Annotated in this window: 17 protein-coding genes; 13 read left to right on the top strand and 4 right to left on the bottom strand. The window is 61.3% G+C overall.

All coding sequences use genetic code 11. From position 1 onward, the window contains the following. Positions 1 to 375: 375 nt before the first annotated feature. A complete protein-coding gene (locus ACIQ39_RS13230; protein WP_396435070.1) occupies positions 376 to 957 on the bottom strand; it encodes a superoxide dismutase in 582 nt (193 codons plus the stop codon). A gap of 90 nt (positions 958 to 1,047) precedes the next feature. Then, positions 1,048 to 2,403, bottom strand: coding sequence for an exodeoxyribonuclease VII large subunit (gene xseA, locus ACIQ39_RS13225; RefSeq protein WP_396435069.1), 1,356 nt, complete (start codon positions 2,401 to 2,403; stop codon positions 1,048 to 1,050). 301 nt (positions 2,404 to 2,704) lie between these two features. Between xseA and lpxK the strand changes: the two genes are divergently transcribed. From lpxK to ACIQ39_RS13165, 12 genes are all read left to right on the top strand, one after another. Beyond that, the gene (lpxK, locus tag ACIQ39_RS13220) at positions 2,705 to 3,724 is read left to right on the top strand and encodes a tetraacyldisaccharide 4'-kinase (protein WP_396435068.1); all 1,020 of its coding nucleotides are present in this window, start codon (positions 2,705 to 2,707) and stop codon (positions 3,722 to 3,724) included. A 52-nt stretch (positions 3,725 to 3,776) separates the two neighbouring features. Then, positions 3,777 to 3,983 carry a Trm112 family protein gene (locus ACIQ39_RS13215; RefSeq protein ID WP_396435067.1) on the top strand — a complete coding sequence of 69 codons (207 nt, stop codon included), beginning with the start codon at positions 3,777 to 3,779 and terminating at the stop codon, positions 3,981 to 3,983. 10 nt (positions 3,984 to 3,993) lie between these two features. Then, entirely contained in the window at positions 3,994 to 4,809 is an 816-nt protein-coding gene (gene kdsB, locus ACIQ39_RS13210) for a 3-deoxy-manno-octulosonate cytidylyltransferase (RefSeq protein WP_396435066.1), read from the top strand. 106 nt (positions 4,810 to 4,915) lie between these two features. Then, positions 4,916 to 5,572, top strand: coding sequence for an adenylate kinase (gene adk / locus ACIQ39_RS13205; RefSeq protein WP_396435065.1), 657 nt, complete (start codon positions 4,916 to 4,918; stop codon positions 5,570 to 5,572). Positions 5,573 to 5,928: 356 nt separating this feature from the next. Continuing rightward, the gene (gene lexA / locus ACIQ39_RS13200; RefSeq protein ID WP_396435064.1) at positions 5,929 to 6,600 is read left to right on the top strand and encodes a transcriptional repressor LexA; all 672 of its coding nucleotides are present in this window, start codon (positions 5,929 to 5,931) and stop codon (positions 6,598 to 6,600) included. Between the two features lie 119 nt (positions 6,601 to 6,719). After that, a complete protein-coding gene (locus ACIQ39_RS13195; RefSeq protein WP_396435063.1) occupies positions 6,720 to 7,061 on the top strand; it encodes a hypothetical protein in 342 nt (113 codons plus the stop codon). 68 nt (positions 7,062 to 7,129) lie between these two features. After that, the gene (locus tag ACIQ39_RS13190; RefSeq protein ID WP_396435062.1) at positions 7,130 to 8,137 is read left to right on the top strand and encodes a D-2-hydroxyacid dehydrogenase family protein; all 1,008 of its coding nucleotides are present in this window, start codon (positions 7,130 to 7,132) and stop codon (positions 8,135 to 8,137) included. A 145-nt stretch (positions 8,138 to 8,282) separates the two neighbouring features. Beyond that, positions 8,283 to 9,803 carry a 3-hydroxyacyl-CoA dehydrogenase gene (locus ACIQ39_RS13185; RefSeq protein WP_396435061.1) on the top strand — a complete coding sequence of 507 codons (1,521 nt, stop codon included), beginning with the start codon at positions 8,283 to 8,285 and terminating at the stop codon, positions 9,801 to 9,803. Between the two features lie 106 nt (positions 9,804 to 9,909). Continuing rightward, positions 9,910 to 10,689 (top strand): oxepin-CoA hydrolase, alternative type, encoded by a 780-nt coding sequence (locus ACIQ39_RS13180; RefSeq protein WP_396435060.1) that lies wholly within the window; start codon positions 9,910 to 9,912, stop codon positions 10,687 to 10,689. A gap of 57 nt (positions 10,690 to 10,746) precedes the next feature. After that, positions 10,747 to 11,466, top strand: coding sequence for a Crp/Fnr family transcriptional regulator (locus tag ACIQ39_RS13175; protein WP_396435059.1), 720 nt, complete (start codon positions 10,747 to 10,749; stop codon positions 11,464 to 11,466). Between the two features lie 64 nt (positions 11,467 to 11,530). Next, positions 11,531 to 12,616 (top strand): phosphotransferase, encoded by a 1,086-nt coding sequence (locus ACIQ39_RS13170; protein ID WP_396435058.1) that lies wholly within the window; start codon positions 11,531 to 11,533, stop codon positions 12,614 to 12,616. 45 nt (positions 12,617 to 12,661) lie between these two features. Beyond that, positions 12,662 to 13,921, top strand: a complete 1,260-nt coding sequence (locus tag ACIQ39_RS13165; protein WP_396435057.1) for an acyl-CoA dehydrogenase family protein — start codon at positions 12,662 to 12,664, stop codon at positions 13,919 to 13,921. Positions 13,922 to 14,120: 199 nt separating this feature from the next. Here ACIQ39_RS13165 and ACIQ39_RS13160 read toward each other — a convergent pair whose 3' ends face one another. Together ACIQ39_RS13160 and ACIQ39_RS13155 are read right to left on the bottom strand one after the other, a co-directional pair. Continuing rightward, positions 14,121 to 15,107, bottom strand: coding sequence for an Hsp33 family molecular chaperone HslO (locus ACIQ39_RS13160; protein ID WP_396435056.1), 987 nt, complete (start codon positions 15,105 to 15,107; stop codon positions 14,121 to 14,123). A gap of 66 nt (positions 15,108 to 15,173) precedes the next feature. Beyond that, positions 15,174 to 15,698 (bottom strand): gamma carbonic anhydrase family protein, encoded by a 525-nt coding sequence (locus tag ACIQ39_RS13155; RefSeq protein ID WP_396435055.1) that lies wholly within the window; start codon positions 15,696 to 15,698, stop codon positions 15,174 to 15,176. Positions 15,699 to 15,784: 86 nt separating this feature from the next. Between ACIQ39_RS13155 and ACIQ39_RS13150 the strand changes: the two genes are divergently transcribed. Further along, complete coding sequence (locus ACIQ39_RS13150; protein WP_396435054.1) at positions 15,785 to 16,141, top strand: DUF455 family protein; 357 nt, start codon at positions 15,785 to 15,787, stop codon at positions 16,139 to 16,141. Positions 16,142 to 16,236 lie beyond the last annotated feature (95 nt).

The following is a 16,236-nucleotide window of genomic DNA, read 5'->3' as shown; positions in this document are numbered from 1 at the left end:
CACCAGCCGCCGACAGCCGCCCACCTAAAACCGTCATCGCGAGGAACGAAGCGATCCATGGACTGCCACGTCGCTAAGCGCCTCGCAGTGACGGTGGTGTAGGTGTCATCGCGACCCAGATTCCCGTCATCGCGAGTCGCTTTCCCGTCATCGCGAGGAACGAAGCGATCCATGGACTGCCACGTCGCTGCGCTCCTCGCAGTGACGGGGTGGCCCTCAGACTGTAGGTCGGCACCTTCTGTTCCCACGTCTTTGTGTGCCAGTCGGCCAAGGTACGACTTCGCGGTTCAAAGCACCCCGGCCTCAAGTCCGACATCCGACCGCCCAAGCAAAAAGCCCGCATCAGCGGGCTTTTTGACTGGCGAAAAACGTCGATCAGGCGAAGTTTTTCTCGGCGAAGGACCAGTTCACCAGGTTGTTGAGGAAGGTCTCAACGAACTTGGGGCGCATGTTGCGGTAGTCGATGTAGTAAGCGTGCTCCCACACGTCCACGGTCAACAAGGCGGTGTCGCCAGTGGTCAAGGGGGTGCCAGCGGCGCCCATGTTGACGATGTCGACCGAGCCGTCGGCTTTTTTCACCAACCATGTCCAGCCAGAGCCAAAGTTGCCCACGGCGCTCTTGACAAAGGCTTCTTTGAAAGCGGCGTAGCTGCCAAACTTGGTGTTGATGGCATCGGCCAAGGCACCTGTGGGCTCGCCGCCGCCATTGGGCTTCATGCAGTTCCAAAAGAAGCTGTGGTTCCAGATTTGGGCCGAGTTGTTGTACACGCCACCGCTGGACTTTTTGATGATTTCTTCCAGGCCCATGCCCTCGAACTCGGTGCCCTTTTGCAGGTTGTTCAGGTTCACCACATAGGCGTTGTGGTGTTTGCCGTGGTGAAACTCCAGGGTTTCTTGGCTGTAATGGGGGGCCAATGCGTCGATGGCATAAGGCAGTGCGGGCAGGGTGTGTTCCATGGGGATGTCCTTTGGTGATGGGTGTGAAACTTGACCTGGGCATTTTAGGGGCAGCGGGATCGCCCTTGAGGGCGGCAGGACACTGAAAAATCAGGGCCGAACCGTCAATGGCACATCGCCATCGGCCAAAGTCGCCCGAACCGCTTGTCCCGGCTGGAACTGCGCGGCGTGCGTCAAGGCCTGTCCCCCCTCATCGCTGAGCCAGGCGTAACCGCGCTGCAGCACCTGCCGCGGGTCGACCGAGGCCAAACGCAGGGCCGCCCGTTCCAGGCGTTGCGCGCGCTGCGGCACTTGCTGGCCGCGCTTGAAGCCCAATCGGTCGTTCAAGCGTTCCAGTTGGTGAGATTTCCCGGTCAACTGCGCTTGCACGCCGCTGTGCAGGCGGCTGGCCAGGCGGTCCAGCCACTGGCTGTGTTGGCCCAGCAGCGCTTGCGGGCGGCTCAAGCGGGTGGCGATGGCGTTCAGGCTTTGCTGTTGGCGCTCTTGCTGGCGTGCCAAACCCAGCCCCAAGCGCGCTGCCACCGCGTCCAGGCGCTGGGCTTGCCGGTCTTGCTGGCGCAGCAGGCCTCGGCCAAGGCGATTCGCCAAGACCGACAAGGCCTCCAGGCTCACGCCCCGGTCGGTGGCGGCCATCTCGGCAGCGGCCGTGGGGGTGGGGGCGCGCACATCGGCGACAAAGTCGGCGATGGTGAAATCGGTCTCGTGGCCAACACCGCAGACCAGGGGCACCGGGCTTTGGGCGATCACCCGGGCCAGCTGTTCGTCGTTGAAAGACCACAGGTCCTCCATCGAGCCGCCGCCGCGCACCAACAGCACCACGTCCACCGGCGGGCACAGTGGGTTGTCTTCGGCCGTCAAGGCGTAGATGTTTTGCAAAGCCTGGGCCAAAGTGGCGGCAGCGCCTGCGCCTTGCACCAAGGCGGGGGCCAAAACCACCGGGATGTGCGGCGCACGCCGCTGCAAGGCGGTCATCACGTCGTGCCAAGCGGCCGCGCCCAGCGAGGTCACCACGCCAATGGCACGGGGCTGGGCAGGCAAGGCGCGTTTGTGCGCGGCATCAAACAAACCTTCGGCTTCGAGCTTGGCTTTGAGGCGCACAAACTGTTCAAACCAAGCGCCCTGCCCGGCCCGCTCCATGGACTCCACAATCAACTGCAATTCACCTCGGGCCTCGTACACGCCCAACCGGCCGCGCAGCTCGACCAGTTCGCCGTCGCGCGGGGCAAAGTCCATCAGGCTGGCGGCGCGGCGAAACATGGCACAGCGGATTTGACCCGTCTCGTCTTTGAGCGAGAAATAGCAGTGCCCGCTGGCCGCGCGCGAAAAGCCCGTCAACTCGCCCCGCACGGTGACCGGGTTGAACTGCGCGTCCAGCGTGTCGGCCATGGCGCGGCACAGCGCAGACACGGTCCAAGCACGGGGCTTGAAAGTCTCATTCAGGGGCATAGTGAGGGGTGTTCATGCGCATTTGAGGCCATTTCGGTCCCGCAGACGCGGTCCAAGATGGCGATTAAAAAAATTGGGATGGTGATGCCGAGTTGTTCGCCAAGTTATCCACAGGCACGGCGAATTAAACCAACAGCAAGACCCGAGCCCTGCAAGCATGGGCATTCGAACATAATCGATTCCACAGGGTCCGCAGCTTTCGTTCCAACACCAAGAATCATGCACGGTTTGAGGTGAGCACTCAACAGCCGCCTTGATTTTGAACCCTCCACCCGGCTCACCCGTGAAATTTCCGTCTGCGATGTCATTGCCCCACTGGCTGCACCAACACTTGCCCCGCGCTTGGCTCAGGCGTGGCCCATTGGCTTGCCTGCTGTGGCCTTTGGCCCTGGTCTATGGCGCTTTGTTCGCGCTGCGGCACCAAATGCGCCGACATCTGGGACCGGCAGCTCAGCGCCTGCCCGTGCCCGTGCTGGTGGTGGGCAATGTGGTTGCCGGTGGGGCGGGCAAAACCCCTTTGACCATGGCCTTGGTGCTGCACCTGCAAAGCCGGGGTTGGCACCCGGGCGTCATTTCAAAAGGACATGGTCGCTTGGCCCGCGACACCCGCGCGGTCTGCGTTCAGAGTTTGTCCACCGAGGTGGGCGATGAGCCTTTGCTGATGCAGCAAAAAACAAGGGTGCCGGTCTGGGTCGCTGCCCAGCGTGTGGACGCTGGTCGGGCTTTGTTGCAACAACACCCCAGCGTCGATATCTTGGTGTGCGACGATGGCCTGCAAGACGCGGCCTTGGCCCGCGACTTGGACATCTGCGTCATGGACGAGCGAGGGGTGGGCAATGGCTGGCTGCTGCCCGCCGGTCCTTTGCGAGAGCCTTGGCCTAAAAAAGTGGACTTGGTGCTGCACACTGGGGTGAATGGTTTGAAGGGCGGTTTTCAGGCCCAAAGACAACTGGCCAGTCATGGCGTCAATGCGCATGGCCAGCAGTTTGCTTTGGCCAGCTTGTCCGGCCAAAGCGTTGATGCGGTGGCCGGGCTGGCCCGGCCTGAGGCATTTTTTGGCATGTTGCGCGATGCCGGTTTGTCGCTGCACCAGACCCTTGCCTTGCCTGACCACTTCGATTTCGCACACTGGCCCAAGGCGGCTTGGCCACGCACCTTGTTGTGCACCGAAAAGGACGCCGTCAAACTGTGGCGGCACCAAGCCCACGCTTTGGCCGTGCCTTTGTTGCTCAAGCCCGAACCCGCCTTTTGGCAAGCGCTGGACCAAGGCATGGCAGAAAAATCCTTGCAACCGGCCCGCACAAAGTCCGCTGCGCCTTGAGCCTGGGCTTGGGCTGTCTGAGCGGCCATCAAGGCCCGTTATCATGGCCCCTATGGACACCAAACTGCTTGAATTACTGGTCTGCCCGGTCACCAAAGGACCGCTGGATTTCGACCGCGAGGCCCAAGAACTGCTTTCCAGAAGCGCCCGCTTGGCTTACCCCGTGCGCGACGGCATCCCCATCCTTTTGGAAAACGAGGCCCGCACTCTGAGCGACAGCGAAATCGACAAACTGGCCGCTTTGCGCCCTGCCCTTTGACGGCCAACGCATGAGCCCCTCTCGCCCCAGGACAGGTTTTACTGTGCTGATTCCGGCACGCATGGCCTCAAGCCGCTTGCCCAACAAACCCCTGGCTGACATCGCCGGTTTGCCGATGGTCGTGCGCACCGCGCAACGCGCCTTGTTGTCGCAAGCCCAGCAGGTGGTGGTGGCCGCAGACGATGCGCGCATCGTTCAGGCCTGCCAACAGCATGGCATCCAAGCACTGCTCACCGGACAAGACCATCTGAGCGGCAGCGACCGCTTGGCACAGGCCAGCCAAATGCTGAACCTGCAAGACGATGCTGTGGTGGTCAACGTGCAAGGTGACGAGCCCCTCATCGACCCCCACCTCATCAACCAAGTTGCCCACTTGCTGAGCGAGCGACCCGAGGCCAGCATGAGCACAGCCGCCCATGCCATCGCGCACTTGGCCGATTTCGTCAACCCCCATGTGGTCAAGGTGGTCACCGATGCCCGCCAGATGGCGCTTTACTTCAGCCGAGCACCCATCCCTTGGTGGCGCGAGGGCCAAAAAAAGGGCACCGCCTCGCACGCCCATTCAGACCTGAACGAACACACCTTTGCCCAACTGCCCAGCCCGCCCCCCCTGCGCCACGTCGGCATCTATGCTTACAGGGCAGGTTTTTTGGCGCAATTTCCAACGTGGCCACCCGTGCCCATCGAGCAACTGGAGTCGCTGGAACAGCTGCGCGTTTTGTGGCATGGACACCGCATAGCCGTGCACACCACCGAGCAGGCACCCGGCCCGGGGGTTGACACGCCAGAGGATTTGCAACGCGTGCGCGCCCTGCTTGGTCCGTAAGTCTGGCTTGGGCCTTGCGTGATATTCTCAGCGCAGATGTCTGCCACACCCCAGGCCCCTCAAAGGTCAGGCTGACCCTCTCCATGACAAGCGATAAGGAACTTCCATGAGACTGATTTTGTTGGGCGCACCCGGCGCAGGCAAAGGCACACAAGCCTCCTTCATTTGCCAAAAGTACGGCATCCCTCAAATTTCCACGGGCGACATGCTGCGCGCGGCCGTCAAAGCGGGCTCCCCGCTGGGACTGCAAGCCAAAACCGTGATGGAAGCGGGCGGTCTGGTCAGCGACGACCTGATCATCAACCTGGTCAAAGAACGCATCACCCAAGCCGACTGCGCGAAAGGCTTTTTGTTTGACGGCTTCCCCCGCACCATCCCCCAAGCCGAAGCCATGAAGGCCGCAGACGTCAAACTCGACTACGTGCTGGAAATCGATGTGCCATTTGAGGCCATCGTCGAGCGCATGAGCGGCCGCCGCTCGCACCCGGCCTCGGGCCGCACCTACCACGTCAAGTTCAACCCACCCCAAACGGCCGGTGTGGACGACGTGACCGGCGAGCCCTTGGTGCAACGCGCCGACGACCAAGAAGACACCGTGAAAAAACGCCTGGATGTTTACAGCGCGCAAACCCGCCCTCTGGTCGATTACTACGCCAACTGGGCAAAAGCCGACGCCCACTCTGCCCCCAAGTACCGCGCCATCAGCGGCACAGGCAGCGTCGAAGAAATCACCACCCGGGCGTTTGCAGCCTTGGCCAACTGATTTCAAGCCCCCCCGTCGCACACCAAGCCCCGCCCTGCGGGGCTTTTTTTATGCGTTCCACATAGGCGTTGGGCGTTCGGCGTTCGGCGTTCGGCGTTCGGCGTTCGGCGTTCGGCGTTCGGCGTTCGGCGTTCGGCGTTCGGCGTTCGGCGTTGGGAGATCGGACAGCCCTAAGCCCCCTCCCCCCGCTCCCCGCTCCCCGCTCAACGCTCAACGCAAAACACACAACACACCACGCCAAAAACCAGCACTTTCTGAATTTTTTTCATCCAGCACTTGCACTGTTCAAAAAACTGGTTAAAAATACAGGCACTGGATGAAAAAACAGTTTACCCAGTCACCCCAAGGAGACCGCCATGACCGACAGCCCCAAACTCACCGCCCGGCAACAGGAAATTTTGGAACTCATCCAAAACACCATCGCCAACACCGGTGCGCCACCCACACGTGCCGAAATCGCCAACGTGCTGGGCTTCAAGTCGGCCAACGCGGCAGAAGAACACCTCAAAGCCCTGGCCCGCAAAGGCGCCATCGAACTGGTCAGCGGCACTTCACGCGGCATCCGCCTCAAAGGCAGCCACCGCAGCAACTACCGTGCGCCCTCCGATCTGTTCAGCCTCACTCTGCCGGGTCTGGGTCAACTGAGCCTGCCCCTGATTGGCCGCGTGGCCGCAGGCTCACCCATCTTGGCGCAAGAACACGTTGACCGCTCCTACCAAATTGAAAGCAGCTTGTTCACCGAGCAACCCGACTACCTGCTGCGCGTGCGCGGCATGTCCATGCGCGACGCAGGCATCATGGACGGTGACCTGTTGGCCGTCAAATCCACCAAAGATGTGCGCAACGGGCAAATCGTGGTGGCCCGCTTGGGCGACGAAGTCACCGTCAAGCGCTTGCGCAAAACCGCCAGTGGCATCGAGTTGCTGCCCGAAAACCCCGACTACCCCACCATCGTGGTCAAGCCCGAAGAGCCGTTTGACATCGAAGGCCTGGCTGTGGGCCTGATCCGCAACACGCTCTTGATGTAAAGCACCTGCTTGTTGCACCAGGTGGCGGGCGCAGGCGGAAAGATTCCGCCGGCCCTGGTGCAACAGGCTTTATTGCAATCCTGCCTGTGTCCAACCTCCATGCTTTTGAAAGGTTTCACATGGGAATCGCTCTGCTTGATTTTTCTGCTTTGTTTCAAAGCCTCACCCACCTGAAGGGCTCTGCGCAGATCACCCTTCATCCGCCTCGAACCCACGCGGTGATGCGCCCCGCGTGGGCATCTCGCAGACCGGCTTGTTTGCCGCAAAGCCTGAAAACCGCCACGCCTTCACAGCGCCTGCGCGCAGCACCGACAAGCCCTGCCCTGCGCGTCTTGCGCGTGACCGAAAGCGACCAACGCGTCAAAGGAGCCGGTCGCATGCTGATTTCTGGCCGCATGGCCGACGTGTGCGCCGAACTCGACCGATTGGCAGCGTTAGAAACGGCCCAATCACGCGTTTGAGCTGAAAAGCAGCCCAGGGCAGCCTGTTGGCAAGCAACAGGCCTTTCTGTCCAAGGCACAATGGCGGCATGAACATTGTGATCCTTGACGACTACCAAGATGTGGTGCGCAAACTCGACTGCGCTGCCAAACTCGAACCCTTCTCAGCCAAAGTTTTCACCAACACGATCAAGGGCATAGGACAGCTGTCCGTCCGGCTGAAAGACGCTGACGTGATCGTGTTGAACCGTGAGCGCACAAGCCTGAACCGGGCTTTGATTGAAAAACTACCCCGGCTCAAAATGGTCGCTCAAACCGGTCGTGTGGGCAGCCACATTGATCTGTCTGCCTGCACAGAACGCGGCGTGGCGGTTGCCGAGGGCGTGGGATCGCCAACCGCACCGGCCGAGTTGACCTGGGCTTTGATCATGGCAGCAGCCCGCCGTTTGCCCCATTACATCAGCAGTCTGAAACACGGCGCGTGGCAACAATCCGGTCTCAAATCCAGCGCCATGCCGACCAATTTTGGTTTGGGCACGGTTCTGAAAGGCAAAACCTTGGGCATTTGGGGCTACGGCAAGATCGGTCAGTTGGTGGCCGGCTATGGCAAAGCTTTTGGCATGCAAGTGCTGATTTGGGGCAGCGATGAATCCCGCGTCAAAGCGGTCTCCGATGGCTACACTGCGGCCAACAGCCGCGAAACATTTTTTCAATCGGCCGACGTGCTTTCGTTGCACCTGCGCTTGAACGAAAGCACCTCAGGCATTGTCACCAGCGATGACTTGGGTTTGATGAAACCCACCGCCTTGATCATCAACACCTCCAGGGCCGAATTGATCGAAGCCAATGCCCTGATCGGTGCCTTGAACCGGGGACGACCCGGCATGGCTGCGGTCGATGTTTTTGAATCCGAACCCATTTTGCAGGGCTCGGCATTGCTGCGACTTGAAAACTGCATCTGCACGCCACACATCGGCTATGTCGAAAAAGACAGCTACGAGCTTTACTATGGTGTGGCGTTTGACAACGTGGTCAACTTCATCAAGGGCACACCCACCAACATCGTCAACCCAGGAGCCTTGCAGGTGCGGCGTTGACGCTGTGGCCTCTGGTGCGCACCACCGGTCGACGCCCATCTCGGTAGATAATCGTTTTTTTCGTCTCACCCAAGCGCTCATGCGGTGCAAGCCGCCTTTTCGCTTGGGCCAAGCCCGATGGCCTGTTGGCCATGACCATGCAAAAATGAACCTCGCATTCTCCAAAGTTGCCATCATTGGTGCCGGTGCCATGGGGCGCGGCATCGCCCAAATCGCGGCCCAAGCGGGCAGCCAAGTCTGGCTCTACGACACCCAAGCACAAGCCACCACCCAAGGCCGCGAAGCGGTGTTCCAGCAATGGGACAAATTACTGGAGAAAGGGCGTCTGACGGCCGAGTCCGTAGCAGGTCACAAAAGCCGCTTGCTGGCCGCTGCCAGCCTGCAAGATTTGGCCGGGTGCGACTTGGTGGTCGAGGCCATCGTTGAAAAACTCGACATCAAAAAAAGCCTCTTCCTTGAATTAGAGAAAGTGCTGGCCCCGACGGCGGTGCTGGTGACCAACACCTCCTCGCTGTCGGTCACGGCCATCGCCGCAGCGCTGCAACGCCCTGCCCAGTTTGCGGGTTTTCACTTTTTCAACCCCGTGCCCCTCATGAAGGTGGTCGAGGTGATCGCGGGCCTGAAAACCGACCCGGCCGTGTGCCAGCGTTTGTCTGACTTTGCCCGCCAAATGGGCCACACACCGGTGCAGGCGCAGGACACGCCCGGCTTCATCGTGAACCACGCCGGGCGCGGTTATGGCACCGAGGCTTTGCGCATCGTGAGCGAGGGCGTGGCCGACTTCGCCACCATCGACCGCATCTTGCGCGACCAAGTGGGCTTCAAACTCGGGCCTTTTGAGCTCTTCGATTTGACGGCGCTGGACGTCTCGCACCACGTGATCGAGGCGATCTACCACCAGTACTACGAAGAGCCGCGTTACCGCCCCAACGTGATCACCGCCCAGCGGCTGGCCGGTGGTGTGCTGGGCAAAAAAGTCGGCGAAGGTTTTTACAAATACCCAGGCGGCAAGGCCCAAATACCCGACGAGCCGCCCGTGCCGGTGGTGCAACACATGCCGCCAGTGTGGGTCTCGCCCCGCGCGGCGCGGCGCATGCCACTTTTGCAGTTGCTGAAAAACTTGGGGGCCAGCATCGAAACCGGGGCCTCGCCCTCACCCGAGGCGCTGACGATTGTGGCCCCGCTGGGCTTTGACATCACCACCGTGGCGGTGGTGGAGCGCCTGGACCCGGCCCGCACCGTGGGCATCGACATGCTGTTTGAGGACGCCGCCACCAAGCGCCGCGTGCTGGCCAGCAACCCAGCGACCCGCGCCGACATGCGTGACGCCGCGCACGCCTTGTTCGCACGCGACGGCAAAGCCGTCTCGGTGATCCGCGACAGCGGCGGCTTTGTCACCCAGCGCGTGGTGGCCTGCATTGTCAACATCGCCTCCGACATGTGCCAGCAGCGCGTTTGCAGCCCGGAAGATTTGGAAACCGCCGTGACCCTGGGCTTGGCCTACCCCATGGGCCCACTGGCCATGGGCAACCGCTTGGGTCCCGACAGCATCTTGGAGGTGTTGTTCAACCTGCAAACCGTGTACGGCGACCCGCGTTACCGCCCCAGCCCCTGGCTGCGCCGCCGTGGGGCCATTGGCCTGTCGCTGCTGCACACCGAGGATTGATTCCCCTGCCAAGCGATGACGGGGTGCAGACCTTCAGCGCTGCCCTGTATGCATGACTTGGTGAGACAACTCTTGAGCCTTGCCCCCTAACCCTTGAAGACACAGCATGACCGCCCAACTTCTCAGCACCAGCTTCGGCCAAACCCTGGTCCTGACCCTCAGCAACCCCGAGTTTCGCAACGCCTTGGGCCCCGAGATGTACGCCGCTGGTGTCGAAGCTTTGAGCGTGGCCGAGTCCAGCCCCGACGTGCGCAGCGTGGTGATCACCGGGGCCAACGGCATCTTTTGCGCCGGGGGCAATGTGCAGCGCCTGCTCAGCAACCGCCAACTGCCTCCCGAGCACCAAGCGCAAAGCATTGAGGGTCTGCACAACTGGATAGAAGCCATACGCACCTTTCCCAAACCGGTCATCGCTGCGGTCGAAGGCCCAGCGGCCGGTGCCGGGTTTTCTTTGGCCTTGGCTTGCGACCTGATCGTGGCTGCCCGCAACAGCGTTTTTGTGATGGCCTACAGCTCGATTGCCTTGTCGCCCGATGGGGGCGGCAGCTGGAGCCTGGCGCGCGCCTTGCCGCGTCAACTGGCCAGCGAGTTGCTCTTGTTTGGTGAACGCATCGGGGCCGAGCGTTTGCAACAACTCGGACTGGTCAACCGCCTGGCCGATGCAGGGCAGGCGCTGCAGCAGGCTTTGGATTGGTGCGAACACCTCAACGCCCGCGCGACGAACGCACTGGCCAGCATCAAAGAATTGCTGAATGACGCCGATGGCAGCAGCCTGAACGCGCAACTGGCGCGTGAACGCGAGCATTTTGTAAAAAACCTGCACCACTTGAATGCGGGCATTGGCATTGCCGCATTTTTGAACAAGCAAAAACCCCATTACGAATGAAGCGACTGGTCCCCCAGGCGACAAATTTTCAACCCCCAGTCACTCAAAGGACAGAGCATGGACGAACCGATTCTGACAATGGAAGAACGCGAGGCGATCAATGGTGGTCGCTGGTTTTCTAGCCTCTCCCCTTCACTCCGACACGACATACTCCGATGCGCTTACGTCAAACGCCACAGAGACGGCGACATGCTGGCCGCACGCGGCGATCCACCCGAGCAGTGGATTGCCTGTGCCAAGGGTGCCGTGCGTGTGAGCTCCACATCGGTGTCGGGCAAACAAATCACCTTGACCTACGTGGAGCCGGGCATCTGGTTTGGCGATGTCTCGATCTTCGACGGGGACCGCCGCACGCACGACTGCTATGCACACGGCGACACCACCACCTTGAACGTGGCCAAGGCCGACTTCAAAAAAATCTTGACCCAGCACGTGGAATTTTACGAAGCCATGCTGCGCCTGCAGTCGCGCCGCATTCGCCAGCTCTACGGCTTGGTGGAAGACCTCAACACCCTGCCCTTGCGTGCGCGCTTGGCCAAACAGCTCAACCACCTGTTGCGCAGCTACGGTGTGCCCAGCCTGTCCGATGCCAAAGCCATGCGCATCAGCTTGCAATTGGCGCAAGAAGAGTTGGCGCAACTGCTGGGAGCATCGCGCCAGCGCGTCAACCAAGAGCTCAAGCAAATGGAGCGCGAGCTCATCATCCGCATCGAACCGGGTGGTTTGGTGATTCTGGACCGCGACGCGCTGATGCTCATCGTGACGGCGGACCACTGACGCGTTTGGTTTTTTCTTTTCTGTCGGTGGCTGGGCGCAACCGGCTTCAAGTGGGGACAAACCCATGAGTGCTTTTGACCATTTTGTGGGGACTCGGCCTGTCACCGGCACCCATGCTTTTGACGTTGCGGCCCTGGAGACATGGTTAACAGCCCGGCTGCCCGGTTTTGCTGGCCCCTTGAGCGTAGAAATGTTCAAGGGCGGCCAGTCCAACCCCACCTACAAACTCATCACCCCATCGCGCCACTACGTGATGCGGGCCAAGCCCGGCCCGGTGGCCAAGTTGCTGCCCTCGGCGCACGCGATTGAGCGGGAGTTTGCGGTGATGCAAGGCCTGCACGGCACCGATGTGCCGGTGGCGCAAATGCACGTGCTGTGCGACGACGAGTCGGTGATAGGCCGCGCGTTTTACGTCATGGACTTTGTGCCCGGTCGTGTGCTGTGGGACCAGTCTTTGCCTGGCATGACACCTGCTGAACGCAGCGCGATTTACGACGAGATGAACCGCGTGTTGGCTGCGCTGCACAAGGTGGATGTGGTCAAGCAAGGCTTGACCAGCTTCGGCAAACCGGGCAATTACATCGAACGCCAAATTGGCCGCTGGAGCAAGCAGTACGCGGCCTCTGTCACCCAGCCCATCCCCGAGATGGACCAACTGATTGAATGGCTGCCCAAAAACATTCCAGACAGCGCCAAAGACGCCGCCTTGGTGGGCGTGGTGCACGGTGACTACCGCCTCGACAATTTGATGTTCCACCCCACCGAGCCCCGTGTTTTGGCCGTGCTCGACTGGGAGCTGTCCACGCTGGGTCACCCCTTGGCAGACTTCAGCTACCACTGCATGGCCTGGCACATCACTCCGGGCACTTTCCGGGGTATTGGCGGCCTGGATTTTGCCGCCTTGGGCATCCCCAGTGAAGCCGAGTACATCCGCCGCTACTGCGAGCGCACCGGCTTCACCACACCGCAAGCCCTGGCGCAAGACTGGAACTTTTACCTCGCTTACAACATGTTTCGCATCGCGGCCATCTTGCAAGGCATTGCCAAACGGGTCGAAGACGGCACCGCATCCAGCGACCAAGCCAAAAGCTCGGGCGCGGGCGCACGCCCCATGGCCGAGTTGGCCTGGCGCTTTGCCTGCCAAGCCTGAACATTCTTTTCAACCCCTACGAACTCACACCCAAGGAAAAAGACCATGGATTTTGAATACACCCCCAAAGTCAAAGACATGCAAGCGCGCTTGCTGGCCTTCATGGACGAGCACATCTACCCCAATGAGGCCCGCTTTTTCGCTGAAATCGCTGAAAACCGCGCCAAAGGCAATGCCTGGGTGCCCACGAAAATCGTGGAAGAACTCAAGCCCAAAGCCCTGGCCGCTGGCCTGTGGAACCTGTTTTTGCCCAAATCCACGCGTGCGCCCCAAGGCCTGTCCAACCTCGAATACGCGCCGCTGTGCGAGATCATGGGCCGCGTGCCCTTTGCGGCCGAGGTGTTCAACTGCTCGGCCCCCGACACCGGCAACATGGAAACCCTGGAGCGCTACGCCAGCGAGTCCCTCAAGGACGAATGGCTGGAGCCCCTGCTGCGCGGCGAGATCCGCTCGGCCTTTTTGATGACCGAGCCCGATGTGGCCTCGTCGGACGCCACCAACATCGAGTGCGACATCCGCCGCGACGGCAGCGACTACGTGATCAACGGCCGCAAATGGTGGTCGTCCGGCGCAGGCGACCCGCGCTGCGCGGTCTACATCGTGATGGGCAAAACCAACCCGGAGGCGGGACGTCACGAACAACAATCCATGATCGTGGTGCCCGCCAACGCACCCGGCATCACCGTGCTGCGCGCCCTGTCGGTGTTTGGTTACGACGACGCACCACACGGCCACATGGAAGTGCTGCTCAAAGACGTGCGCGTGCCCGCCGAAAACATCTTGCTGGGCGAAGGCCGGGGTTTTGAAATCGCGCAAGGCCGCTTAGGCCCTGGCCGCATCCACCACTGCATGCGCACCATCGGCATCGCCGAACGCGCCTTGGAGTTGATGTGCCACCGCCTGAACACCCGCGTGGCCTTTGGCCGCGAAGTGGCGCGCCAGACCGTGTGGCAAGAGCGCATCGCCGAGTCGCGCTGCATGATCGAGCAAGCCCGCTTGCTCACGCTCAAAGCCGCCTACATGATGGACACCGTGGGCAACAAAGTGGCCAAGGCCCAAATCGCCATGATCAAGATCGTGGCCCCCAACATGGCCTGCCAAATCATCGACTGGGCCATCCAGGCGCACGGCGGCGGCGGCGTGTCGCAAGACTTCCCACTGGCCTATGCCTACGCCCACCAGCGCACCTTGCGCTTGGCCGACGGCCCAGACGAAGTGCACCGCAACTCGCTGGCCAAGTTGGAACTGGCCAAGCAATTGGCCTTGCCCGGCGAAGTGGGCATGCCCATCACGCGCGGCAGTTAAAAGCTGACGGGGATGGGCGTGCAAGGGCCTTGTCCGGCCTTGTCCGGCCTTGGCCTTGGCAGCTCATGGCCACGCCATGCTGCCAGCCGCTGCCCCTTCTGAGCTTGCCGTCCTGCCCGCTCCTTCGGCGGCTTGAGCGCCGATGTTTGCGGTCGGTGGCCTCAGACTTGTTTTTTTCTTCTGGCGCGCGGTCGAGCACTCAGTGCACAGCGCCTGCGCTGGCATCGGGCAATACGCCGGTGAACAAGCTGGCCGCATCGACCGGGTCAAAGCGGTATTGCGCACCGCAAAAGTCGCAAGCCACCTCCACCTGGCCTTGCTCGGCAATGATGCCCTCGACTTCTTCGGTGCCCAAGCTGCGAATCATGTTGCCCACGCGTTCGCGGTTGCAACGGCAGGCAAAGCGCGGGCCCGATTCGCCGATGAAAGGCGCAAAGCGCGCCAGCGGCTCCTCCCAATACAGGCGGTGCAAGACCATTTCGGCGTCCAAACCCAGCAACTCCTCGCGCTTGAGGCTCTTGGTCAGGATCGCGATGCGGCTGAAATCCTCGCTCAAACCCAGTACCGATTCGCGCATCAGCGAATCGGACCGACCGGCCAAATTGCCCTCGCCCTCAATGGGCAGGCGCTGGATCAGCAAACCCGCCGCGACTTTGTCGTCGGCCGCCAGCACCAGCACGGTGTCGAGTTGCTCGGACTGCAGCATGTAATGCTCCAGCACTTCGCTGATGTTTTCCAACTTTTCTCCCCGATCGCCAAACAGCGGCACCACGCCCTGGTAAGGCTGCTGCCCCGGCAAACGGTCCAGCGGGTCCAAGGTGATGGCGCAGCGGCCCTGGTTGTTCAGGTTCACCATGTCGCTCAGGGTGGCGCTGTCGGCCACCTCGCCCACCTGGGTGCAGGTGGCACGCAGGCTCAGGTCGGGTTGCACTTCGACCACGCCCAGTTTGACCGGGCCATCGCCAAAAATCTGCAGCACCAAGGCCCCGTTGAACTTGATGTTGCCCTGCATCAGCACACCCGCTGCGGCCATCTCGCCCAGCAATTGGCGCACAGGCGCGGGGTAAGCGCCGGTCTCGGAGTTGGCGGCGCGCCGCGCCAAGATGTCTTGCCAAGCATCGGTCAGGCGCACCAACATGCCGCGCACCGGCAGGCCTTCGAAAATGAATTTATGGAGTTCGGACAATGTGCAGTCAACAGCCCCTTGGGGCCGATCCTCAAAAGTTAAAAAGCGTTCAGTCTGGCCAAACGATCAAGCGATTTTTTTCAGCCCTGCCTTGAAACGGCGGGCATTGTCCACATAGTGGAGAGCGCTTTGGCGCAAGCCCTCGAGTTGCTCGGCACTCAGTTCGCGCACCAGCTTGGCGGGCGTGCCCATGATCATCGAGCCTTCGGGAAACTCTTTGCCCTCGGTGACCAAAGAACCCGCACCGACCAAGCAGTTCTTGCCAATCTTGGCACCATTGAGCACCACCGCGCCAATGCCGATCAAGGACTCGTCGCCAATCGTGCAGCCATGCAGCATGACCATGTGGCCCACCGTCACATGTTTGCCCACCTTGAGTGGCTTGCCATGGTCGGCGTGCAACACGCTGCCGTCTTGGATGTTGCTGCCCTCGCCAATCTCGATGGTTTCGGTGTCGCCACGCACGGTGACACCAAACCACACACTGGCATCGGCTGCGATGGTGACCGCACCCATCACCTGCGCGTTGTCGGCCACCCAGGCAGATGGGGCAAGCTGCGGGCTGTGTGCGTCAAGTTGGTAAAGGGCCATGCAGGTCTCCAGTCGTTGGGGGTGTTTTGAAAACCTACAATTGTAGGCATGCCTGCGCCCTTGCGTGGGCCCCCCGCGTGACGACCATGACTGCTTTGCCCCCTTCGGCCCAACGGCCCTGCTTGCGCGCGGCCGCCCTGCACCCCTGGGGCTTGGCCGACCCGCTTTTGAAGGCCCAAGCCACCTTGGCCTTGGACCTTTCTTGGCCTGTGGGTGCTGGTGAAAATTTGTCCGCCCCCCGCCAAGGTCCGGGCCGCGCAGCCAAGCCGGTGTTGGTGCCACACACCCAACTCAAGGCCAAATCCATGGCCACAGCCGAGGGCCGCGCCATGCTGGTGCACTCGATCGCACACATCGAACTCAACGCCATCGACTTGGCGCTCGACGTGGTCTGGCGCTTTGCCGGTATGCCAGAGGCTTTTTATCCTATTTCCGGCAGTTGACGTTGCATAAACCGGCCGCAAGCTAGACTGGTAGCCAGTTTCAACGGATTTACAGAGGTCACCAAATGGGTGAAGCCAAAAGACGCCAACTCGCT

Origin of the sequence: Limnohabitans sp., from assembly GCF_044361645.1 — a bacterium.
Classification (GTDB): Bacteria; Pseudomonadota; Gammaproteobacteria; order Burkholderiales; family Burkholderiaceae_C; genus Limnohabitans_A.
Note: the sequence above shows the minus strand (reverse complement) of the source record. Positions and strands in the feature narration are given on the sequence as shown.